The 22,726-nt window shown below is 69.9% G+C and carries 20 protein-coding genes; 5 read left to right on the plus strand and 15 right to left on the minus strand.

Going from position 1 to position 22,726, the window contains the following annotated elements:
* Positions 1-180: 180 nt before the first annotated feature.
* Together ACLFA2_RS14650 and ACLFA2_RS14655 are read left to right on the plus strand one after the other, a co-directional pair.
* The gene (locus tag ACLFA2_RS14650) at positions 181-1,620 is read left to right on the plus strand and encodes an aldehyde dehydrogenase family protein (RefSeq protein WP_021200031.1); all 1,440 of its coding nucleotides are present in this window, start codon (positions 181-183) and stop codon (positions 1,618-1,620) included.
* Positions 1,621-1,623: 3 nt separating this feature from the next.
* A complete protein-coding gene (locus tag ACLFA2_RS14655) occupies positions 1,624-3,087 on the plus strand; it encodes a GMC family oxidoreductase (RefSeq protein ID WP_426621545.1) in 1,464 nt (487 codons plus the stop codon).
* 76 nt (positions 3,088-3,163) lie between these two features.
* Here ACLFA2_RS14655 and ACLFA2_RS14660 read toward each other — a convergent pair whose 3' ends face one another.
* The 3 genes from ACLFA2_RS14660 to ACLFA2_RS14670 are packed head-to-tail and all read right to left on the minus strand — an operon-like array spanning position 3,164 to position 7,141.
* The gene (locus tag ACLFA2_RS14660; RefSeq protein ID WP_426621546.1) at positions 3,164-4,807 is read right to left on the minus strand and encodes an amidohydrolase; all 1,644 of its coding nucleotides are present in this window, start codon (positions 4,805-4,807) and stop codon (positions 3,164-3,166) included.
* A gap of 1 nt (position 4,808) precedes the next feature.
* Positions 4,809-5,648, minus strand: a complete 840-nt coding sequence (locus tag ACLFA2_RS14665) for a molybdenum cofactor biosynthesis F family protein (RefSeq protein ID WP_426621547.1) — start codon at positions 5,646-5,648, stop codon at positions 4,809-4,811.
* A 38-nt stretch (positions 5,649-5,686) separates the two neighbouring features.
* Entirely contained in the window at positions 5,687-7,141 is a 1,455-nt protein-coding gene (locus ACLFA2_RS14670; RefSeq protein ID WP_021200035.1) for an APC family permease, read from the minus strand.
* Between the two features lie 243 nt (positions 7,142-7,384).
* Between ACLFA2_RS14670 and ACLFA2_RS14675 the strand changes: the two genes are divergently transcribed.
* Positions 7,385-8,131, plus strand: a complete 747-nt coding sequence (locus ACLFA2_RS14675; RefSeq protein WP_426621548.1) for an SDR family NAD(P)-dependent oxidoreductase — start codon at positions 7,385-7,387, stop codon at positions 8,129-8,131.
* A 55-nt stretch (positions 8,132-8,186) separates the two neighbouring features.
* Complete coding sequence (locus tag ACLFA2_RS14680; protein WP_029260460.1) at positions 8,187-9,002, plus strand: SDR family NAD(P)-dependent oxidoreductase; 816 nt, start codon at positions 8,187-8,189, stop codon at positions 9,000-9,002.
* A gap of 19 nt (positions 9,003-9,021) precedes the next feature.
* Here ACLFA2_RS14680 and ACLFA2_RS14685 read toward each other — a convergent pair whose 3' ends face one another.
* From ACLFA2_RS14685 to ACLFA2_RS14725, 9 genes are all read right to left on the minus strand, one after another.
* On the minus strand, positions 9,022-9,714 hold the full coding sequence (locus ACLFA2_RS14685) for an ABC transporter ATP-binding protein (RefSeq protein ID WP_167253207.1): 693 nt from the start codon (positions 9,712-9,714) through the stop codon (positions 9,022-9,024).
* Complete coding sequence (locus ACLFA2_RS14690) at positions 9,711-11,483, minus strand: ABC transporter permease subunit (RefSeq protein ID WP_021200353.1); 1,773 nt, start codon at positions 11,481-11,483, stop codon at positions 9,711-9,713. Before ACLFA2_RS14690 ends, ACLFA2_RS14685 begins: the two co-directional genes overlap by 4 nt.
* Positions 11,470-12,330, minus strand: coding sequence for a branched-chain amino acid ABC transporter permease (locus ACLFA2_RS14695; protein WP_136025077.1), 861 nt, complete (start codon positions 12,328-12,330; stop codon positions 11,470-11,472). The genes ACLFA2_RS14690 and ACLFA2_RS14695 overlap by 14 nt, the downstream gene beginning before the upstream one ends.
* A 68-nt stretch (positions 12,331-12,398) precedes the next feature.
* Positions 12,399-13,571: an ABC transporter substrate-binding protein gene (locus ACLFA2_RS14700; RefSeq protein WP_426621549.1), complete on the minus strand. Its 1,173-nt coding sequence runs from the start codon at positions 13,569-13,571 to the stop codon at positions 12,399-12,401.
* 82 nt (positions 13,572-13,653) lie between these two features.
* Positions 13,654-14,043, minus strand: a complete 390-nt coding sequence (locus tag ACLFA2_RS14705; RefSeq protein WP_029260455.1) for a nuclear transport factor 2 family protein — start codon at positions 14,041-14,043, stop codon at positions 13,654-13,656.
* 33 nt (positions 14,044-14,076) lie between these two features.
* The gene (locus ACLFA2_RS14710; protein WP_029260454.1) at positions 14,077-14,865 is read right to left on the minus strand and encodes a MoaF C-terminal domain-containing protein; all 789 of its coding nucleotides are present in this window, start codon (positions 14,863-14,865) and stop codon (positions 14,077-14,079) included.
* 254 nt (positions 14,866-15,119) lie between these two features.
* Positions 15,120-16,076, minus strand: a complete 957-nt coding sequence (locus ACLFA2_RS14715; RefSeq protein WP_426621550.1) for a helix-turn-helix domain-containing protein — start codon at positions 16,074-16,076, stop codon at positions 15,120-15,122.
* A 96-nt stretch (positions 16,077-16,172) separates the two neighbouring features.
* A complete protein-coding gene (locus ACLFA2_RS14720; protein ID WP_426621551.1) occupies positions 16,173-18,158 on the minus strand; it encodes a primary-amine oxidase in 1,986 nt (661 codons plus the stop codon).
* 114 nt (positions 18,159-18,272) lie between these two features.
* On the minus strand, positions 18,273-18,857 hold the full coding sequence (locus ACLFA2_RS14725) for a TetR/AcrR family transcriptional regulator (protein ID WP_347123086.1): 585 nt from the start codon (positions 18,855-18,857) through the stop codon (positions 18,273-18,275).
* Between the two features lie 66 nt (positions 18,858-18,923).
* Between ACLFA2_RS14725 and ACLFA2_RS14730 the strand changes: the two genes are divergently transcribed.
* Positions 18,924-19,475 (plus strand): hypothetical protein, encoded by a 552-nt coding sequence (locus ACLFA2_RS14730; RefSeq protein ID WP_426621552.1) that lies wholly within the window; start codon positions 18,924-18,926, stop codon positions 19,473-19,475.
* A 41-nt stretch (positions 19,476-19,516) separates the two neighbouring features.
* Here the strand turns inward: ACLFA2_RS14730 and ACLFA2_RS14735 are convergent, their stop codons facing one another.
* Genes ACLFA2_RS14735 through ACLFA2_RS14745 form a run of 3 tightly spaced genes read right to left on the minus strand, consistent with a single transcriptional unit; the run spans position 19,517 to position 22,712 of the window.
* Positions 19,517-20,737 carry a multidrug effflux MFS transporter gene (locus ACLFA2_RS14735; RefSeq protein WP_426621553.1) on the minus strand — a complete coding sequence of 407 codons (1,221 nt, stop codon included), beginning with the start codon at positions 20,735-20,737 and terminating at the stop codon, positions 19,517-19,519.
* On the minus strand, positions 20,734-21,717 hold the full coding sequence (locus tag ACLFA2_RS14740; protein WP_426621554.1) for an alpha/beta hydrolase: 984 nt from the start codon (positions 21,715-21,717) through the stop codon (positions 20,734-20,736). Before ACLFA2_RS14740 ends, ACLFA2_RS14735 begins: the two co-directional genes overlap by 4 nt.
* Positions 21,714-22,712 carry an alpha/beta hydrolase gene (locus ACLFA2_RS14745; RefSeq protein ID WP_029260447.1) on the minus strand — a complete coding sequence of 333 codons (999 nt, stop codon included), beginning with the start codon at positions 22,710-22,712 and terminating at the stop codon, positions 21,714-21,716. The genes ACLFA2_RS14740 and ACLFA2_RS14745 overlap by 4 nt, the downstream gene beginning before the upstream one ends.
* Positions 22,713-22,726 lie beyond the last annotated feature (14 nt).

The following is a 22,726-nucleotide window of genomic DNA, read 5'->3' on the forward strand; positions in this document are numbered from 1 at the left end:
ATCACGGCGGCTCGGCATCAGGCCGGCGGCTCGGCGTCAGCCCGATCGTGTCATCCTTCGCACTCGGACATCTGCGGCGCGCTCCGCGACAAGCGCCGTGAGGAACGCCCGTCGACAATGAGAAGACGACCAGCTTCTCGACTGTCGCTGGCCCGCGCCACGCTCGAAGGAGAGTCCCCGATGTCCGATTCCGCCGCTTCCGCAGCCGCTGCGCTGCTCGACCGCATCCAGGCGCCGGAAGGCGCAGGCCGGGACATCCCGGATGCCGCGACCCGTGAGGTCATCGGGCGCGCCCCCGTGGCGTCGGTCGACGACCTCGACGATGCGATCGCTCGCGCGAAGGCCGCCCAACCGGCCTGGGAGGCGCTCGGCCACGAGAAGCGGAGCGCACTTCTCCTCGCAGCTGCCGATGCCATCGACGCCAACGCCGAAGGCCTCGCCCACCTGCTCTCCCGGGAGCAGGGGAAGCCGCTCAACGGTCCCAACGCCCGCTTCGAGCTCGGCGCGTGTTCCGCCTGGCTGCGCACCAACGCCACCACGGCGATCGAGCCGCAGGTCCTCGTAGACGACGAGACCCTGCACGCCGAACTCGTCTACAAGGCGGCCGGAGTCGTCGGTGCCATCGGCCCGTGGAACTGGCCGCTCATGATCAGCATCTGGCAGATCGGCCCCTCCCTGCGGATGGGCAACACCGTCGTCGCGAAGCCGAGCGAGTACACACCCCTGAGCGTGCTCGCGATGATCGCCGTGATGAACGAGGTACTCCCGGCCGACGTCTTGATCGGAGTCTCCGGCGACCGCGAGGTCGGCGCGCGGCTCGCCTCTCACCCGGACATCGCGAAGATCATGTTCACCGGTTCGACCGCCACCGGACGCCGCATCATCGAGAGTTCGGCCGGCAACCTCGCGCGCCTGACGCTCGAGCTCGGCGGCAACGACGCCGGCATCGTGCTGCCCGGCACCGACGTCGCGGCCATCGCCGAAGACCTCTTCTGGGGAGCCTTCATCAACACCGGGCAGACCTGCGCCGCGATGAAGCGCCTGTACGTGCACGACTCGGTGTACGACGAGGTCGTCGACGCACTGGCATCGATCGCCGGTTCCATGCCGATGGGCAACGGACTCGACGAGAACAACGTGCTGGGGCCGCTGCAGAACCGCGCACAGTTCGACATCGTCAGCCGCCTGGTCGACGATGCCAGGCGTCGCGGTGCGCGCATCGTCACCGGCGGAGAGTCGGCGCCCGAACTCGGGGAGCTCTTCTACCGCCCCACCATCGTCGCCGACATCGACAACGACGCGGCGCTCGTGCAGGAAGAGCAGTTCGGTCCCGCACTGCCGGTGATCCGATACAGCGACATCGACGAGGCCTTCGCGCTGGCCAACTCCCTCGACGTGGGACTGGGCGCCTCGGTCTGGTCGAGCGACCCGGAGGCGGCGCGTGATGCGGCCTCCCGGATGCAGTCCGGCACCGTGTGGATCAACTCGCACGGCGGACTGCATCCGATGGTGCCGTTCGGCGGCGTGAAGAGTTCGGGCTACGGGCTGGAGTTCGGCGTCGAGGGGCTCAAGTCCGTCGCCGTCACCCAGGTCGTCTCGGGCCCCGGCCGGAGGGCCTGACCCGTGCGCTCTGCCATCGTCGTCGGAGCCGGGACCTCGGGAGCCATCGTCGCGCGTCGTCTCACGGACGCGGGCGTCGCAGTGACCCTCATCGAAGCCGGCGGGTACGACACCAACCCGGCCATCCACGACCCCTCCCGCGCGGGCGAACTCTGGCACTCCGCAGAGGACTGGGATTACTTCACCGTCCCCCAGACGCACGCGGGCGGCCGTCGGCTGCATCTGCCGCGCGGCAAGGTCACCGGGGGATCGCACGCCCTCAACGCCATGATCTGGGTGCGCGGAGCCGCTTCAGACTACGACGCGTGGGAGCGCGCCGGCGCACACGGCTGGGGCTGGGCCGAGGTCGAGCCCGTCTACGAGGCCATCGAGAACGACCTGCTGCCGGTCACCGACGACTACCCGCTCTCGCCGATCCAGGCCTCGATCATCGACGCCGCGGTGCAGGAAGGACTGACGCACAACCCGGACTACAACGCGGGCACACTCGACGGAGTCTCGCAGGAGCAGGTCACCATGCGCGACGGCCGCCGGGCCAACACCTGGACGGCGTACGCGCAACCCGTCGCGGAGAAGCTGACGATCGTCACCGGACGCGAAGTCCATTCGGTCATCGTGCGCGACGGCCGCGCCGTCGGTGTGCGACTGGGGGAGGGGGAGGAGTCCGAAGAGGTCCTCGCGGACGAGGTCATCCTCTCGGCCGGTGCCATCGGGTCGCCCGTGATCCTGCTGCGCTCCGGCATCGGTCCGGCAGCCGACCTCACCGCGCTCGGCATCCCGGTCGTGCAGGACTCGCCCGGTGTCGGGCAGAACCTCCACGACCACCTCCTGTCGCCGGTGATCTTCACCACGCGGCGCCCGGTCGGGCCTCCGCAACCGGGAGTCTCCGTGACGCAGACGCACCTCTTCTGGCGCAGCCGCGACGACCTCGCCGAGCCCGACACGCAGCCGATCAACTTCTCGGTGCCCATGTGGGGCGAGCTCGAGCCCCGTGGCGACGACGGATTCACCCTCATGGCCGGCCTCGTGACGCCGCACAGCCGCGGCACTCTCCGACTCACCGGCGCGACGCTCGCTGACCTGCCGGCCATCGACCTGGCGGCGCTGGAGGACGACCGCGACGTCGCCTCACTGGCCGCATCCGTGCGGCAGTGCCGTCGGATCGGAGCACGCCCCGCCCTCGGTGAGGAGTGGGGCGCCGTCGAGGTGTACCCGGGCCCCGAGGTCTCCGACTCCGGAGTGGAGGACTGGGTGCGCCGCACCGCGATCACCTACCACCACCAGGTCGGCACCTGCCGCATGGGCACGGATGCGCAGGCCGTGGTCGATCCGCAACTGCGCGTGCGCGGCATCGCAGGGTTGCGAGTGATCGATGCTTCGGTCATGCCGACCGTGCCCACCGGCAACACCAACGCCCCCGCCGCGATGATCGGCGAACGTGGAGCCCGCTTCGTGCTCGAGGGCTGAGGTAAAAGGGCTGAGGTAAGAGGGCTGAGGGACGAGCGCTGGCGCCGGACAGATCCGGTGTCGACGCCTCTTCCTTTCAGTCGCCGTGCACCCGACGTCCGGCGAACCACGTCGAGATGACCTCGGTGCGCACGATGTCCTCGGCGGGGCCGGCGATCGCGTCACGGGCCAGCACGACGAAGTCCGCCGACTTGCCGGGGGTCAGCGAGCCGGTCTCGTCGCCGAGTCCCATCGCGGTCGCGGCGTTGATCGTGAAGACCTCCAACGCCTCCTCGGCGGTGATGGCCTGCTCGGGCCACAGGGTGCCGGGTGCGCGGCCGAGCGGATCGGCTCTCGTCACGAGACCCTGCAGACCTTCGAGGGTGTTCGGAGACTCGCTCACGGGCCAGTCCGAGCCGCCGGCGACGCGGGCTCCCGCGTCGATCAGTGCCCGGTTCGGCTGGGAATGCTCCGCGCGCTCGCCGAGAACCTCGGCCAGCGCCTGCGGGATCACACCCGGATACCAGATGAACGGCGAGATGTCGGCCGAGACGTCCAGAGCCTGCAGTCGCGGGATGTCCGACTCGGCCAGGAACTGCCCGTGCGCGATCTGGATGGGGGTGGTGAAGCCCTCGTCGCGCAGCTGCGCGGCCGCGTCGAGCACGAGGCGTGCCGAGCCGTCGCCCGTGCAGTGCACCTTCGCGCCGAGACCTCGCCGCGCCACGGAGCGGAGCCACCCGATGAGCTCGTCCAGGGTCATGGTGGTCTCGCCGTGGAAGTGCGCGCCGTGCGCGGCGTCCGCGAGATACGGCTCGAGGAACGACGCCGTGCGGGCGGGCGGGACACCGTCGAGGAAGATCTTCACGAAGTCCGGGCGGTGGTGCGCGGTGCGGAACTCCTCGCCGCGGTCGAGCAGCGGCTCGCCGATCGGGTCGAAACCGAAGATCTCGTCGTTGATCAGCAACGACGACACGACCCAGGCATCGAGCTCGTCGGCACGGTCGAGCGCAGCCAAGGCTTCGAGGATCTCGACGGACACGCCCGCATCCTGGAACGTCGTGATCCCGAACGAGTTGAGGATCTCGACGCCGCGGCGCGACGCGGCCGCGTGCTGTGCGGCAGTGAGGCCGCCGCTGCGGTCGTATGCCTCCTGCACCGGGATGCCCGCAGCCTCCAGCAGCACTCCTGTGGGGGTGCCGTCGTCGGGATCGAGCAGCGTGACGCCCGCCTCGGGGATGCTGTCCGCAGTGATTCCCGCGAGCTCCAGCGCCCGGCTGTTCGCCCACCGGTTGTGTCGTGAGTCCTCCATGAGGACCACCGGACGGCCCCCGGCCGCGTCATCGAGCAGCCGTCGGCTCGCGGTGTTCGCGAGCGACGGCAGCAACGTCGTGGCGACCGCTCCGCCCACGATCCACGCATCCGTCGGCAGGGTGGCCGCTTTCTCGCGCACCCGGTCGAGGATCTCGTCGAGCGTGAGCGAGGGTGCCAGCGACAGCTCGAACAGTTCGGTGCGCCCGGCGAGGGCATGGTGATTGTGCACATCGACGAAACCGGGGTACACCGCGGCGTCGCCGACGTCGAGCAGCTGCGTCCGGCGTCCGCGGAACGACTCGAGGTCAGCGCGCGACCCGACCGCGAGGATCCTGCCGTCGCGGACCGCGAAGGCCTCGACGATCGGGTTCGCCCGGTCGGCGGTGCGGATCACCGATCCGGTGACGATGAGGTCGGCGACGTCGCTCATGTCAGCGGTCTCCGAAGGTCGCGGGTTCGAGCTCCGGCGTGTGCAGCGTGGTGGAGAGCAGCCGACCGTGTGCACCGAAGGTGAAGTGCGTGGGCACCTCACCGCTCTCGTCGAGGCCGAACAGCACGCCGTGCGAGCGGATCGCGTTGACGTCGCGATGATCGGCGATCGTCACCGAGGCGCACGGGATCACCTTCTCGCGCCAGGCGAACACGTAGATACCCGGCCGCACCTCCCAGACGCTGTTCTCGTCGGTGTCGGCGAGGCCGCGCTCGGGGCCGGCGAGGCACTGCCACGAGTACCAGCGCGGCGAGAGGTACACGTGCTCGTAGGCGTGCTCGGTGCTGTAGACCCATTCGACGCGGCGCCCGATGAGCGTCGTCGTCGGTGCAGCCTCGGCACCCGAGACCTCGGCGCCCTCGATCACGCCGGGGGCGAAGTGGTGCTGCACCCGGGTGCGCCCCTTCTCGGGCGCGGCGAGGATCTCGGAGATCACCGCGAGGGCACGACCGTGACGGAGGTCGAGGATCAGCGAGACGGCCTCGTTCGGCAGGTACCGGTGGTGGAACTGCACGAAATACAGGTCCGCATCGACTTCGAAGGCCTCGTAGTCGTCGGTGTCGGATGCCGCCTCGGTCGCGTCCTCTGCGCCCGGCTGGTAGTCCCAGGTCACGGCGGCGTCGGCGAACCGGTGGACGATACGGGTGCCGCGGGCGTCGACGACCGTGATCTCGCGGCCGCTGAGGGCGGTGCTGTGCGGAGCCTTGTTGGCGTCGAAACCGGGGGCGAGGCCCTCCAGCGGCAGCCAGGTGGAGGTGTCGGCGGGGTTCAGCGTCGTCATGGTCTTCGTGGTTCCTTCTGTCGGTGGGGGCGGGGAGGTCAGCGGTCGCTGAACTTCTCGAGGTCGGTGGCGAGGCCCTCGTACACGGCGGGCCTGGAGCGGCGGAGATAGGCGCCGTAGACGATGCCGCCGATGAGGGCGAGCACCAGCAGCAGCGGCATCAGCCGGATCGCGAGCTCTTCGGACCCCGCCACGATGTTGAAGTTCACGATCGCGAGGACCGAGATCGCGGCGATACCGAGGAACCCGATGCCGGGGGCGATGAAGGTGCTCCACCACCGCGGATCCTGGCGGCGGCGGAAGTACACGACGATCGAGATGGCCGCGAGCCCCTGCAGGATCAGCACGCTCAGGGTGCCGAAGCCGAGCATCGCCGGCACGAGGGTGAGGATCGGATCGGCGCCGGCGATCGCGAAGATGATCGCGACGATGCCCGCGAACCCGGCCTGCACGATGCCGGCGAGCTGCGGGGCACCGTTCGCGCGGGTGCGAGCGAGTGCCTGCGGGAGGATCTTCGCGCGCCCCAGCGAGTAGAGGTAGCGGGTCGCCGAGTTGTGGAACGCCAGCATCGCCGCGAACAGGCTCACCAGGAGCAGGATCATCATCAGGGTCGTCAGCGGACCACCCAGGTACTGCTGCGAGATCGAGAAGATCAGGTCACCGGTCGGCAGATGTTCGAGGGCGGTGGCCTGCGCCTGGGCGACACCCGTCGCGCTGACGACCGCCCACGTGGTGACACCGAGGATCACGCCGATCGCGATGATCGAGGTGTAGGTGGCGCGCGGGATCGTGCGCAGCGGCTGCTTCGCCTCCTCGCTGAACAGCGCGGTCGCCTCGAAGCCGAGGAAGCCGGTCGCCGCCAGCAGCAGGCCGATGGGCAGCGACCCGGAGAACACGGCCTCGGGGCTGAAGGCCGCCAGGTCGTAGCCGGTCTGCACGAGCACGGAGATGTCGAAGACGACCAGCATGAGCACCTCGAGCACCAGGCAGACGCCCAGAACCTTCGAGCTGAAGTCGACGCCGATCCGAGCGAGGACGAAGCACACCACGATCGACAGCAGTCCCCACACCAGCCAGTTCACATCGAGACCGGTGAGGTCGCGGATGATCGTCTGCATGAAGAAACCGCTCGTGCCGATCGTGCCGACCACGAAGAAGTTGTAGCCCAGCGTGGCGATCAGACCCGCGATCAGGCCACCGGTGCGCCCGAGGCCCTTCACCACGAAGGCGTAGAAGCCGCCGGCATTGACCAGCTGCTTCGACATCTGCGCGTAGCCGATCGCGAAGAGCAGCAGGATCCCTGCCACCAGGAAGAACGACATGGGTGTGCCGCCGCCGTTGCCGAGGGCGATGGCCAGCGAGGCCACGACCACGATGCCGGTCAACGGTGCGACCGCGGCGAGGACGAGGAAGACGATTCCGGCGACGCCGAGGGCGCCAGGACGGAGGGAGGTGTGGTTCTGCGTCGTGGACGCAGATGTCGGGTCTGCCACGTCGGCTCCTTTGCTGGTGACGGCCGTGCGGACACGGCATCGACGACGAGGGGAATCGTCGATAGAGCGAGTCTGCTCGTGCCGCCGCAGCGGCGCTTGACCCTGAGCGAAGGACGGTGGTGTCACCGTGCACAGCCGCTCGGCGAGCGTTCGCGGTGCCGATGAGGGGGTGGAGGATGACCGGGACGACACCGCCGTCCTCAGATCGCACCGCCCGGTGCCAGACGGCGTGCGGAGGACGAGATGGATCTGCAGCTGCAGGGGACGACGGCCCTCATCACGGGGGCAGCCGGCGGCATCGGCCGCGCCACCGCCCACGGGCTCGCTGCGGAGGGCGTCCGTGTCGCTCTGCTCGACAGTGACGGTGCGGCGCTGGACGACGTGGCCCGCGACTGCCCGGATGCGGTGGTCCTGGCGGCCGATGTCACGGACGAGGGCCAGGTGCAGGCCGCCGTGCACGCCGGGGTGGCGGCGCTGGGGAGGCTCGACGCGGTCGTCTGCTGCGCCGGTGTGTCCGGCCCGGTGGGGACGCCGATCGAGGAGACCACTCTCGACGTCTGGAATCGGGTGCTCGCCGTCAACGTGACGGGGTCGTTCCTGGTCCTGAAGCACGCCCTGGCGGCGCTGCGCGAAGCGGAGGCCGCCTCCGTGGTGCTGCTCGCCAGTGACTCGGCCCTCGTCGCGTCGCCCGGTATGGTGCCGTACTGCACGTCGAAGGCGGCTCTGGTCCAGTTCGCTCGCGCGCTGTCCGTCGACCTCGCCGACACCCGTATCCGGGTGAACACGGTGGCCCCGTCGATCGTCGACACTCCGATGAGTCGGAGCGACCTCGGCGCTGCGGCCTTCGACGATCCGCCGTTCCCGGTGCAGAGCGCAGCGGAGGTCGCTGCCCACGTCGCGTACCTCGTGTCGCCTCGCACCAGGGCCGTCAACGGCACCAGCATCCTCAGCGACTTCGGGTACACCGCCCGTTCGGGATTCCCCGCCTGACGCGACCGCGTCGGGCAGCAACAGCGCACGCGCGCCAGAACACACAGGAGCACACATGGGAGCTGTGGTCGGATCGACCGTCTCGGGACGCGTCGTCGTCATCACCGGAGGAGGAACGGGCATCGGAGCCGCCATCGCCGAACGATACGCGGCCGAAGGTGCGCATGTCGTGGTCGTCGGGCGTCGCCCGGAGCCCCTGCATGAGGTCGAACGCGCGGTCGGGGCCCTGCCGATCATCGCGGATGCGGCCGATACCGCCTCCGCGAAGGCTGCCGTCGCCGACGTGCTCGCGCGGTTCGGGCGCATCGACGTGCTGGTCGCGAACGCGGGCGGCCACGGATTCTCGCCGGTGGGGGAGACCGACGACGAGAGCTGGGATGCGGCGATCCGCGCGAATCTCACCACGGCTTTCACGATGGCGAGGGAGGCCCTGCCCGCGCTGATCGAGGCGAAGGGGCAGATCGTGATCGTGTCGTCGCTCGCGGGGCTCTTCGCCGGACCCTCCGTCGCCGGGTACACGGTCGGCAAGCACGCCCTGGTCGGGCTCACGCGCACTCTCGCGCGGGACTACGGCCGGCACGGTGTGCGCGTGAACGCCATCTGCCCCGGGTGGGTGCAGACGCCGATGGCCGACGAGGAGATGGACGAGTTCGCCACGCACGCCGGTCTCGGCTCCCGCGAGGAGGCCTACGAGAAGGTCACCGCTGACGTGCCGCTGCGCCGTCCCGCCCGACCGGCCGAGATCGCCTCGGTCGTGCGGTTCCTCGGCTCCGGGGAGTCGTCGTACATCACGGGGGCGGTGATCGTCGCCGACGGCGGCTCGCACGTGGTCGACGTGCCGACCATCGCCTTCGATCACGCCGGGATGTGATCCGGCGCGCGGTCCGCGCTCATCCGCCGAGATAGGCGCGGTGCAGGAGGCCGGGGTCGGCTCGCAGGGCATCGGATGCCCCTTGGAACGACACCCGGCCTCCCGCCACGACCACGGCTTCCTGGGCGAGATCGAGGGCGAGCTGCGTGAACTGCTCGACGAGCAGCACGCCCACCCCGGAATCGGCGATCGACTTCACGATCGGCATCAGGCGCAGGAAAACGACGGGGGCGAGGCCCAGCGACATCTCGTCGATGAGCAGGATGCGCGGCTTCGCGGCGAACGCGCGCGCGAGCACCACCATCTGCTGCTCGCCGCCCGACAGCAGGGCTGTCGGCGCATCGATGCGCTTCTCGAGCTCGGGGAACTGCGCGAGGGCGGCGTCCAGCTCTCCGGGGGTGCGTGCGGTGAGGGAGATGTTCTCGCGCACGGTCAGCGAGGGGAAGACGGCGCGTCCCTGCTCGATGTGCACGATCCCGCGGCGGGCTCTCGCGACGCGGGACAGCCGGTCGATCGGCTCGCCGTCGAGGGTCATGCCGCCGGCGGAATGCGGGGTGACGCCGGAGACCGATTCGATCAGGCTCGTCTTGCCCGCGCCGTTCGGGCCCACCAGCGCCAGCACCTCGCCTCCGGTGACCCGCAGCGAGACGTCGGAGATCACGGGACCGGCGCCACGACTGACGGTGACACCGTCCAGGACGAGTTCGCTCACTTCAACAGCTCCGTCTCTCCCATGTACGCCTTGACGACGTCGGGGTTCGCGAGGACCTCGGCCTGTGGTCCGCTGGCCAGCACGCGGCCGAAGTCCAGCACCGTGAGGGTCGGGCACACGGAGCGGACGAGATCGAGGTCGTGCTCGATGATGATGAGGGCGACGCCGTAGCGCGCAGGCAGCTCCCGCAGCCTCGCGGCGAGGGCGAGATGCTCGTCATGCGAGAGCCCGGCGGCGGGTTCGTCGAGGATCAGCAGACGGGGACGGGAGACGACGTTCGCGGCGACCTCCACGAGCCGGCGTGTGCCGACGTCGACGCTCGACAGGCGTGCACGCGCGGGCGGACAGCCGAAGAACTCGAGCACCTCGTCGATGTCGGATGCGGCGAGCCGGCGCCGGGCCACGAACCGCACGTATGCGCCGACGGTGAGCGACGGCGGCACCCGGTCCTGCTGGAAGGTCCGGCGCAGACCGAGACGCGCGCGCCGCGTGGGGGAGAGGCCGACGAGGTCGCGGTCTCCCAGGAGCACGCGCCCCGTGTGCTTCGGGAGGAACCCGCTGATCGCGTCGACGAACGTCGACTTCCCGGCTCCGTTCGGACCGATGAGTCCCATGATCGACGCGGCGGGAACCTGGAACGAGACGTCGTCGAGGGCCTTCAGGGTGCCGAACTGCACCGTCAGGCCGTCAACGGTGAGCACCGGCGTCCCGGCGAGCGCCGCCTCGTCGACCGTGGCCGTGGTCGTGGTGGTGATCACCGCGGCATCCGCTCCGGCGTCAGGGGGAAGCGCCGTCAGCGCGACGGTGGCGGCCTGGCGATCCGCGCGGCGCCAGATCAGGTTGCGGATGCCCTGGCCGAGGTTCGTGCCGCTGGTGAGCGCCTGCACACCGAGCACGCCGAAGACGACGAAGCCCCAGTCCTGCGGGATGCCCCAGCGTTTGAGGAGCTCGGGGACCAGCACCCACAGCAGGCCCCCGAAGATCGCCATGTCGATCAGGTGCGCGCCCGACATGATCGCGAGCACGTAGAGGGCCAGCGACTGCAGGGGTGTGAAGCTCGAGGCGAACGGGAGTTGCACCTGACCGGCGAGCAGCCCGCCGGAGATGCCGCCGAGGGCGGCCGAGACCGCGAATGCGGTGAGCTTCGCGGTCTGCACGCTCTGTCCGGCGGCGGCCGTGCCGCGCTCGGAGAACGCGACGGCCTTCCAGCTCGATCCCCACCGGCCGCGCTGCAGGAAGAACGCGCCGAGTGCGCAGACGGCGAGCACGACGATGGAGAGGAAGAAGAACTGCCGGTCGTTCGAGAACATCTCGGGACGCTCGATCGCCGTGCCCTGAGCCGAACCGGGGAACTGGATCTGCACGAGCGTCACGTCGGCGGCTGCCGCGAAGCCCAGGGTCACGACGGCGAGGTTCACACCGCGCAGCCGCAGAGCGGGGAGGCCGACGAGAATGCCGACGAGGCCCGCCGCCACCCCGCCGAGGACCAGCCAGACGATGAATCCGCCCGGCGCCTGCATCACGTTCAGCAGGGAGACGATCCAGGCCCCCACGGCGGCGAAGGTGAGTTGGCAGAGCGCGATCATCCCTGCGGAGCCGGTGACGATGCCGAGACCGAGGATGGCGATCGCGGCCGTGACCGCGCTGATCGCGAGGAAGACGAAGTACCCCGGCAGGGAGGCGCTGAGGATCGCACCCGCTCCGATACCGGCGAGTGCGACGGCGAACGGCCAGGTGATCCGGAACCAGGGACGGTCAGCGAGCGGCATCCCACACCTCCTTGCGCTGCGTCCAGAGCAACAGGACGACGATGAACAGGAACGGGAGGAAGTTGCGCACCAGCGCCACTTCGTCGATCTGGGCGACGAGACCACCGAGCACACCCAGGACGATCCCGCCGACGACGGCGAGGTCGAGTCGTCGGAAGCCGCCGAGCAGGGCTGCCGCCGCGGCCGGGACGATGAGCATCGCGAGGCTGGTCGCGTCGTTCGACTGCGAGGGGGCCACGATGATGATGGCCATCGCGCTGATCACACCCGTGACGAACCAGACGGCGATCGACAGCGGGCGCGAGCGGATGCCGAGGAGTTCCGCCGTGGTCGGGCGCTCCGAGAGCGCGCGCAGCTGCGTGCCGACCCTGGTGCGGCGCAGCACGAGGCGGACCACGACGGCGGTGATGATCGCCATCGCGACGGTCGCGACCGTGACCTGGCTGATCACCACGCCGCCGAACGAGAACGCCGGTCCGGCGATGATCGGCGTGAACGGCTGCGGCTTGTTGCCGAAGAGGATGAACGACAGGGAGATGAGCAGCAGGAGGGGGCCGACGGTCATCGCCGAACGGGTGGTGGTGGAGGCCTCGGACAGCCAGGTCGCGGCGATGAACCCGATCGCTGCCGAGAGCAGCCCGGCGACCAGGACGCCGAGCACCGAGCCGAGCCAGATCGGCAGGTCGATCTCGCGCACGAGCCACACCGCGGTGAAGGCCCCGAACATCCCGGTCGCGGCCTGGGCGAAGTTCACCACGCGCACGAGTCGGGACATCAGCGTCAGGCACACGCCGAGGACGGCATAGAGGCCGCCGGCGGCGAGACCGGCGATGGCGCCTTGCAGCATGAGGCGTCCTTTCTGTTCCGAGGGGGGACCTGCCGCCGGTAATGCGCCCGGCGGCAGGCGAGGGGTGACTACTCGCCGATGCGGAGCCAGTCGTCGGCGACCTTCTCCCAGGCGTTCGTGCCGGACTCGAGGATGATCGGCCAGCCCGCGGTGTTCTGGGTGCCGAACGCGTAGGGCGTTCCGACCATCGGGTTCTCGATCGGCTCCATGCCCTTCAGCGCTTCCGAGACGGTCTCGCGGGTGATGTCGCCGTCCATCCCTTCGAGCACCTCGATGAAGTACGTCGCGGCGAGGTACCCGCCCTGGCTGAACGAGGTGAGCGGGATGTCGTTGGCCTCCATCAGCTCTCGCCAGTCGGCGTTGATCTCGCTGTCGTCGGTGAACGGGTAGAACTCCGCCGGCACGTAGATGCCCGCACCCGCGTCGTCGATCGCCTCGGCGAAGTTCTCGCTGTAGACGCTCGTCAGGTAGAGCCAGGTCACGTCGTCCCAGCCCTGGGCGTTCGCGGCCTTGACCTGTCCGATCGCGTCGGGCTCCACGGGATTGATCGCCAGGGCCTTGCAGCCCTGGTCGCGTGCCTTGACGATGTAGGGCGTGTAGTCGGAGGCGCCGTACGGGACGGTGTCGTCGACGTACTTCGGCTTCTTGCCGGTGATCTCGGTCCACTCGTCGATCGCGGCCTGGTAGGTGGGACGCGTGGAACCGGCGATCTCGAGCAGGATGCAGATGTCGTCGAGGCCGAGCACCTCGGATCCGTACTGCAGCGTGAGCGTCATGTCGTTGAACGGTCCGACGTTCGCGGGGGAGATGTTGTCGCTGTCGAAGCAGCCGGTGTCGACTCCGATGCCCGGCATCGAGAGGATGCCCTCCTGCTCGTAGTACTTGGCGTTGATCTCGCACTCGATGAGGCTGGCGGAGCCGACGAGTGCGACCGCGCCGTCGCTGCCGACAAGCTCGCGTGCGGAGGCGGTGGCCGTGGCCGGGTCGCCCTTGTCGTCCAGCATCTTGTAGTCGATCGTGCGGCCGTCGAGCCCGCCCGCCTCGTTGAAGGCCTCGAACACGGCGGCGGCGGCCTGCGAGGCCTCGGGGAAGGTCGCGGGACCGCTGATGGTGTTGACGGAGCCGACGACGATCGGGTCGCCGCTCCCACCGCCGGTTCCACCGTCTCCACCGGCGCAGCCGGCGAGGGTGAGGGCTGCCACGGCGAGGAGCGCCGCGGTGCCGGATGCTCGTGTGTTCATGTGCTTCCTGCCTCTCGTGTTCGGGTGGTGCTGTGTTCGGGTGGTGCTGTGTTCGGGTGGTGCTGTGCGGGGTGTGCGGTGTTCAGGCGCGCATGGCGCGGTTGACGAGCTCCGTGTCGGTGATCTGCTCGAAGGCGACGACCTCGCCGCCGACGACCCGCCACACATGGGCGACGCGGGCGGCGAAGAAGCGCCCGGTCTGCGTGTAGGTGCCCGAGTAGGTGCCGATGGCCACCACGACGTCGCCGCCGTCGACGATCTCGTCGATCGCGACGGTGTAGTCGTCCCATTCCTCCTGGATACGGCGGAACACGTTCCGGGCGACGGCATCCGGGCCGATGTACGTTCCGGCGTACGGGAAGCCGGCAGCCTCGGTCCAGCGGATGTCGGTGGCGAACGGCGCGAGCATCCCGTCGAGGTCGCCGCGGTCGTTGGCGGCGTAGTGCTGGCGGATCAGGTCGGCGTTGCTCATGGGCTCTCCTCGGAGTGGGGGTGCGGCGAACGGTCAGACGGGCTGGGCGTCGGGGTAGGAGACGGCGCCCAGCGGGTAGATGTGGCCGCCGGCCCGCGAGTGCTCGGCGTCGCCCTCTCCGGTGAGTCCGAGGAAGATCCCCGTGGTCATCAACTGGTAGCCGAGGTCGTGCAGCCAGACGCTGGCCACCGCGATACGGAACTCGCGGAAGCAGAACAGGTACAGGCCGTCGGCGAACTTCCACACGGTCGACAGGTCCATGTCGCCGTGGCCGCGCTGCACGCCCTCGAGGCACTGCCAGGCATAGCGCCGGCTGGAGATGTACACGTGCTCGTAGAGGTGGTGCGGGCTGTATCGGTAGAGGTTGCGTTTGCCGATGAGGTCGCGGCTCGGGCCGGGGGCGTCGCCGCTGACGGGCCCCGCATCGGTCGTCGCCGCCCAGAAGTCCTGGCCGACCTGAGGGGTGCCGTCGACGGCTTCGGGGGCGATGCGCGAACGGATGACGGTCGCCCGGTTCGTCGTCGTGGAGAACACCACGGTGACGGCCTCGCGCGGACGGCTCCGCATCGGGATGTTGACGAACACGACGTCGTCCCGCACTCGCACCGCGTCGTACGGGTCGGTGCCGGAGGCTCCGAGTCCGCTCCAGACGACGGCGTCCTCGGAGAACTCCAGGGTCAGGGTCGAGTCGTCGTCGAGGGTGAGGGTGAGGGCGGTGCCGGCGAGGGGCGTGTTCGGCAGGCGGAAGGTGTCGATGCCCGCGGCGAACTCGTCGTACGTGCGCCATTCGTCCAGCGCCGGGTCGGTGGAGGTGTCGGTCATGAGGGTCCTGACGTCGCACGCGGCGGGGCCGCATCGCCCCGGGCACCGCGTCGTCGCGGTGCGCTTGCCTCATGCTGGTGGGGTGTTCCTCATCCCCTCAAGGGGGCGGCGGTCATCGCGCGCCGAGAGTCAACCGGCGTGCCCTCCCGGGCAAGCAACGTGCCGGTGCGCGGCAGACGGAGCGTCAGTTTTCCTGGCAGACGGAGCGTCAGTGCGCGGCAGACGGAACGTCAGTGCGCGCGGCAGACGGAACGTCAGTGCGCGGCGCGATACTCACTGGGTGAGACGCCGAAGGTCGACTTGAACGCGCGGCTGAAATGCGCGGCGTCGACGAAGCCCCAGCGTGCCGCGATGGCCGCGACCGGGCGGTCGGCGAGCATCGGGTCGAGCAGGTCGCGACGGCACTTCTCGAGGCGCCGTGTGCGGATCCAGGTCGACACGGTCACGCCCTGCTCCTGGAAGAGCCCGTGCAGGTGCCTGGTCGAGATGAAGTGCGCGGCGGCGATCGACGCGGGTCCGAGATCGGTCGACGCGAGGTTGCGGTCGATGTACGAGCGGATGCGCTGCACCAGCGCACGGTGCGGGTCGGCGGACACCTGATCGAGTCCGAGCTCGCGTGTGAAGACCGTCGTCACGAGGTCGAGCGCGCTGTGCGCGAGCCGGGCCCCCGTCGTGCCGGCCAGCTGATCGAGATTACCGGCGAGCTGCGTCAGATACGGCACGACCATGCTGCCGAGGCCTTCGTGACCGGAGATGCGCACGGCGGTGAGCTGCCCGACCATCTCGGCGGGGAGGCTGATGAGGTGCTTCGGGAACATCACGACCATCGTGCGGAAGTCGTCGTCGAACACGAGGGAGTACGGGCGGTCGGTGTCGTAGACCGCGAGGTCGCCCGCCTGGAGCACGGCCTCGCGATCGTCCTGGATCAGCAGGCCGGTGCCGGCGATCATCAGGCTGACCTTGAAATACGAACGGTCGCCGCGGGCGATGAGCTCGGGGGTGCGCTCGACGACATGCGACGTGGCGCGCACGTCGTTCACATGCACCTCGTCGACGGAGGCTCCGCGGATGATCCCTCGGAAGTGGTCGGGTCCGGCGGTCGTGACCTGCAGGGGCACGAAGGACTCCGAAACGGCGGCACGGAAGTCGCTGATGTTGCGCGCGACGAGCGTGGAAACCAATTCGGAGGGGGCGGCGGGTGCACCGTTCATGACTGATCACCTCGGGTGGTGGAACGACGACGTTGTATACGATCCGTTCCGTGATGCTATCACCGGGATCGGCCGTGCGGGACGACGTCTCGCAGATCAGTGCTCGCAGGTGCACGCGCCTGCGCCGCAGCAGCCGGTGGACGCGACCGCGTGCGCCTGCGTCGACTCGGGCACATCCATCGCGGGGTTCTGGTCGAGGAAGCCGTAGGGCTTGAACCAGAAGCCGGCGTAGTCGACGGGCATGATGGGCCAGTCCTCCGGGCGCGGGAAATGCGTCAGCCCGAACGTGTGCCACAGCACGATGTCCTCTCCGTCGATCGATCGATCGCCCGCGGTGTACTCCGGCAGGCCGGCGCCGCCCTGGTGGGCGTTGGGATAGCGACCGGCCGGCCAGATCTGCCCCTGTTCGTGCCGGGTGGCCCAGAGGTGCTTCGTGGCGAATGCGGCGCGCGCGGCGACGGAGGATGCGGGATCGGCCATGAGCAGAGCGGTCGGCTCCGGCACCAGGTGGTAGGCGGTCGGGCGCCCGACGCGGTTCGTGCGGGAGGCGCTCTGCACCTCCCAGACGCGGGCGACCGAGCTGTCCGCCTCGCGCTGTGCCTCCGCTTCGGTCGCGAGGGTCGTCTCGGTCCAGCTGAACGCGTTGCCGAAGGGGTTCTCCTGGCCCATCGGCACCCGTTGAGCGTCGACCTCGACCAGGCGGTTGTCCTCGCCATCGATCGCCACGTCGAGGCGTGCGCAGAAGACGTGCTGGTGCACCGGGGCGAAGACGCCGGGGGCGAGTTCGGTCGCGTGCTTCTGGCGGACGCCCGGCTCGCCGGCCGCGGCGAACACGATGCCGGTCGCCTTCGCGACCACCTCGATCGATCCGTCCAGGGAGAAGTTCCAGTAGAAGCCGTAGTCGTAGTTGCCGATCGTGGAGAAGTACGACACCACGAAGCGGCGCGAGCGACGCACGTCGGCGCGGCCGGCGAGATCGGTGTGCTTCCAGAGGATGCCGTAGTCCTCCTCATGCATGCAGATCACATTCGAGATGCGCACAGGGTGACCGTGGTCGTCGGCGACGTAGCCGTCGAGGTAGCGGATGACGCCGAGGCAGTCGCAGCCGAGCTCGAGGTGGTTGGCGTTCTTTCCGAGCAGGTACTCACCGGCATCGAAGTAGCTGATCCAGAAGCGGCCGGGGGCGGTGTCGCCGTAGGGCACGACCATCTCCGGAACGCTGGCCCGACGGAGCACCGAGCGACCCTGGAAGCAGACGTCGTGCAGCACGAGTCCTTCGCGGGCGTTGAAGTCGACGCGCATCGACCAGCCTTCCCACTCGACGAGCGAGCCGGAGACCGTGAAGCTCGGACCCTCCGGCTGGCTGATCTCGATGGGCTTGAGCGAGGTGCGAGCGTCGCCCTGCGCCTCGGGGTAGTAGTTTCCATGGCCGGCGGGGACGGGCACGTCGCCATGGTCTTCGACGCGGATGACGCTGTTCGCCGTGAGGTCGATGTGCACGATGAGTCCCTCGACCGGGTGTGCCCACGGCGAGTCGTGTTCGTCGTAGCGGAGGAACGTGAGGGAGCGGATCACCCGACGCCCGACCTCATCGGCGCGTCCGGTGTAACCAGGGGCGAGCGGCCCGCAGAACGCGAGGTCCATGTGCGCGGCGAGGCCGCGGCGCGTCATCGCCGCCTGCCATTCGGGGGAGGCCTTCGCGATCGCTTCGGCGCGCTCGTACTCCTCGAACAGGTACTGCGGCTGGCCGTAGGGCGGGGCGTCGTTCGGCACGCGCGCGGTGCGCAGGACCTCGCCCCGTGTGATCGACACGATGGCCTCGGTCGCGACGCCGGTCGCCGTGTCGAGCAGGGTCACATCGACGCGGCGATCGATCGGGGCGCCGGGCTGCCAGGCGGCGAGCTCCTCCTTCGTGATCTCGTCGGGAAGCAGCATCGGCACGCGGGTGCTCTCCGTCAGGAGTCCTGCCGCGTCGAGGACCGCGCGAGCGGCGGCGATCTCGTCGCCCGTCAGCGGATCATGCGGGTGCGCTGCGGCGATCTTCTCGATCGAGACGGGCTGCGGTGCGTGGTGGGACATCATCGACCTCACTATTTTCGAGCAACTGCTCAATAAACGGGTTGCGATGATGATACGACGGGTCGTCGGCGGTCCACAACCACCGATTCCCGGGGCGTCGAGAGGGGCTGGCGCGGCTCAGGCGCGCCAGGGCGCGAGGATGCTGTCGAGCACCGCGAGGTGCGCGGCCGCGGGCTGGGGCTCGGTGACCTCGACGATCTGCTGCCCGTAGGTGATCGAGCGCAGCAGCGACAGTACGGCCTCGGTGGGGGTGTCGGTGCGCAGCTCGCGGTCGTGGACGGCCTCGGCGAGAGCGAGTCGGATGCTGCTCTGCCAGGTCGCGAGTGTGGGGGCTCCGGCGTCAGGGGTGGGGGCGAGGGTCGCCAGTCGTCCCCAGAAGCCGACGACCACGTGCGCCTCGGTGCGGGTGGTCTCATCGATCGGCAGCACTTCACGCATCAGCGCCTGGAGTCTCGCCAGTCCCCGCAGCCCCTCGGTGGCTGCGGCGATGCGGGCGTCGGTGCGGCGGGTGACCTCGGCGGCCGCGGCGCGCACGACCTCGTCGAAGCCCTCGAAGTAGTGCCAGAGCGATCCGGTGGCGACGCCGAGCTCCTTGGCGACGGCGCGTGAGGAGACGCTCTCGTGCCCGTCGCGGGCAGCCACGGCGAGCAGCGCCTCGGCGATCTGCCGGCGGCGCTCATCGTGGTCGACGATGCGGGGCACGTGCCCATCCTCTCGCATCATGACGAGGTCTAGCTAGATTGAGCGATTGCTCAATATACTTCCCGGGTGGAACACCTCCTTCCCGCAGCACCGTGGCTGATGGCCGCAGCGGCGATCGTCTCGGCGGTCGCCTGCATCGCGGCGTGGCGCGTCGTGCCGTGGCAGGGACGGCAGGCGGCCCTCGTGATGGCCGCGGTGATGCTGTTCCTCGCCGTCACGGACGGCGACACCCTCACGGGGCTGATCCTCGGCGCCGTCCTCCTGCTTTCGGCGATGCTCGGCACCATGGGGGTGCGGGGCACGCCGTCGGCGGCCACGTGCTGCCACCGCGCCCTCGTGTCGCTCGTGATGGCCGCGTGCGCCTTCGAGAGCGCGTCGACGAACGCCACGGGAGCGACCGGCGCGTCGATGCAGGCGGCGGATGCGGGGCACCGCGGTCATGCACTGGACGGCGTCCTGTCGGTTCTGGTGCTGGTCGGGGTGGTGGGGGTCGTGGTGTGGACCGTCGTCGCCGAGTGGTTCGTGGCGCCGGTGCATCACGGCAGGACCGCACGACTGCTCACGACCGAGTCGTGGGCCATGGCCGTCGGTGTCGCTGCGATGTGCCTCGGGTTCTGATCGGCGAGGCCCGTCTCCGCTGGCCGGTGGCCGACGGGCTGCTACCGAGGCTCTGCGGCGGGGCGCACGAACACCCAGGCCGCGACGGCTGCCACGGCGGCGGCGATCGTCATGGTGACGGCCATGGTGAGGGCATTCGTGCCGCCGAGGCCCGCGGCGAGGGGCGCGAGCACCGGACCGAACAGGAACGTCGCCATGCCGAGCAGGGCCGAGGCCGTGCCGGCGCGTGCGCCGTGGTGGGCGAGTGCGAGCGTCTGGCCGTTGGGGCCACCCAGCCCGGAGCACAGCATGAATCCGATGAGCGCCCCGATGACTCCGGAGACCCCGGTGCCGGTCGAGGTCAGCACGAGCAGCAGGACGGTGGCGAGCAGCGTCGCCGTGATACCGCCGAGATACACGCAGAGGGGTCCCCAGCGGCGCACCACGAGCCGGCTGGTCTGGCTGCCGACGATGCTGGCCAGCGCCCCCGCCGCGAACGCGAGGCTGAAGGCCTGCGGGCTGAGGCCGAACTGATCCTGCAGCACGAACGACGACATCGACAGGTAGGTGAAGAACGCGACACCGCCTCCCGCCGCGGCGCACAGCACCGCCACGAAGAGGCGATCGCGCACGACGGCTGCGGCGTGCGTCCGGAGCGCCACGGGGCCGGCGCCGTGCCGCCTCGACGGAGGCAGCGTCTCGGGCAGGGCGAACACCACGACGAGGAGCAGGACGACCCCGACCGCGCTGAGCACGCCGAAGATGCCGCGCCAGTCCATGATCAGGGCCAGCTGGCCGCCGACGACCGGCGCGATGATCGGCGCCGTGCCGGACACGAGGAACAGCAGTGACAGCATCCGCGACAGCTCGACACCCTCGAACTGGTCGCGGGCGATGGCCAGGCAGATCACGATGCCGGCCGAGCCCGCGAGCCCCTGCAGGAAACGGGCGATCAGCAGGAGCTCGATGTTCGGAGCGACGGCGCACACGAGGGAGAGCACCGCGAAAGCCGCTACTCCGACCATCAACGGCAGTCGTCGGCCGAGTCGATCGCTCAGCGGCCCTGCCACGAGCTGGCCGAGTCCGAGGCCGATCATGCACGCCGACATCGTCACCTGCGCGAGAGCCTCCGTCGTGCCGAGCGACGCGGCGAGCTGCGGCAGCTGCGGAAGGTACAGGTCCATCGACAGAGGCCCGAAGGCCTCCAGCATCCCCAGCACCAGCATCGCCCGCAGGGTGCTCATGCGCGGGCGAGCGGGCTCCTCGGGGGCGGAGAGGCTCATCCGCCGAGGCGCAGGATGCGGCGCAGCCAGCTCTCGCGGGCGGCGACGGCGGCCTTCGAGACCTCGGCATCGGGGGAGAACCCGGAGAACCCGTGATATCCGCCGGCCCATACGTGCAGTTCGGCTCGTCCCCCGGTCGCCCAGATGCGGAGAGCGTAGTCGACGGCCTCGTCGCGGAACGTCTCCGCGGCGCCCACCTCGATGAACGCGGGGGCGAGTCCTGAGAGGTCAGCGGCGCGCGCGGGCGCGGTGTACGGCGAGACGCCGTCGGTGAAGCGGTCCTCTCCGGCGATGGCGTCCCACGCGGTGTCGTTGTTGTTCCGATCCCACGCGCCGAAACCGTCGTACTGACGGCTGGATGCGGTCTCGTTGCGATCGTCGAGCATCGGACACCCGAGCAGCTGACCGGCCAGGCGTGGCCCGCCCCGATCCCGAGTGATCAGAGCGACCGCGGCCGAGAGGCCGCCACCGGCGGACATCCCCGAGGCGATGATGCGGTCGGGGTCGATGCCGAGTTCCTCGGCGTGCGCGGCCATCCACTCGAGCGCGGCGTAGCAGTCCTCCGCCTGGGCGGGGCCGGGGTGCTCGGGCGCCAGGCGATACTCGACGGCCACCCCGACGACACCGTGCCGCTCGGCGAAGTCGATGAGCTCCGCCGTGCCGAAGAACCGGGTGCCCAGCACCATGCCACCACCGTGGATCGACAGCACGGCGGGGGCGGGGGCGGGCGCCGGCCGGGCGGGCCGTACAATCGTGATCTCGATGGCGGGAGCCCCGATGGGCCCGGGGATGGTCCGGTCCTCCCACGTGATCGCACGGCCATCGGACTGCATGGCCATGGACGGGATGATCGTCGCGAAGTGGTCGCGGTTCGCGTGGATCGTGTCGGCACGCAGCGGGATGATCTCGACCATCTCGACGAACGCATCGAGTCCGGCGACGAGCTCCGGGTCGTAGGGGACAGGCAGCGGCGCGGTCATCGCGCGGCCCGCCAGATGCGACGCAGCCACGACGCGCGGGCCGCGAGAGCGGCGCGCGAGATCTCGGCGTCGGGCATGTACATGTCGAAGCCGTGCGCGCCACCTCCCCACACATGCAGCTCGGCCTGCCCGCCGGTAGCCCAGATGCGCAGCGCGTACTCGGTGTCCTCATCGCGGAACGCCTCGGCCTCGCCGACCTCGATGAAGGCGGGTGGGAGTCCCGCCACATCGGCGGCGCGGCTGGGGGCGGCGTAGGCGGGAGCATCCGGATGGAAGGCGAGGTCGTCGCCCAGCACGCACGACCACGCGAGCAGATTCATCTCGCGCTGCCAGGTTCCGATGCCGTCGTACTGAAGACTGGCGACCGTGGTGTTGGTGTTGTCGATCATCGGGCACAGCAGCAGCTGTCCGGCCATGACCGGACCCTGCCGGTCGCGGGCCAGGAGAGCCACGGCCGCCGTGAGACCTCCGCCCGCGCTGCCGCCGCCGACGACGATGCGCTCCGGATCGACGCCGAGCCCGGCAGCGTTCGCGTGCACCCAGACGAAGGCGGCATAGCAGTCCTCGACTCCGGCGGGGTAGGGGTTCTCGGGGGCGAGGCGGTACTCGACGTTGACCGCGACCACGCGGTGTTCGTCGACGATGTCGACCACGCGCCCCGTCTCCCACGAGCGGTGACCGACGATCATGCCCCCGCCGTGGATGTTCACGAAGGCGGGAAGCACCTCGTCGCGGGTGTCGGCCGGACGGAACACCGTGATCTCGATCTCGGGCGCTCCGGGAGGACCGGGGATGACGCGGTCCTCCCACTCGATGTCGCGCCCGGCGATGACCGCGTCGTTGTCCGGGAACATCCGGTCGACTCCGTCGCGCGGAAGGGTGTCGCGAGTGAGGGGCGGCTGCGGATTCTTGGCGAGCTCGTCGAGCACGGCCTGCACCTCGGGGTCGAAGGGCACGGGGGCGACGGTCGGGTGTCCGGCGGCGGTGGCGGTCATGGTTCTCCTGGAAG

The organism is Microbacterium sp. As-52 (assembly GCF_049949185.1).
Classification (GTDB): Bacteria; Actinomycetota; Actinomycetes; order Actinomycetales; family Microbacteriaceae; genus Microbacterium; species Microbacterium maritypicum_A.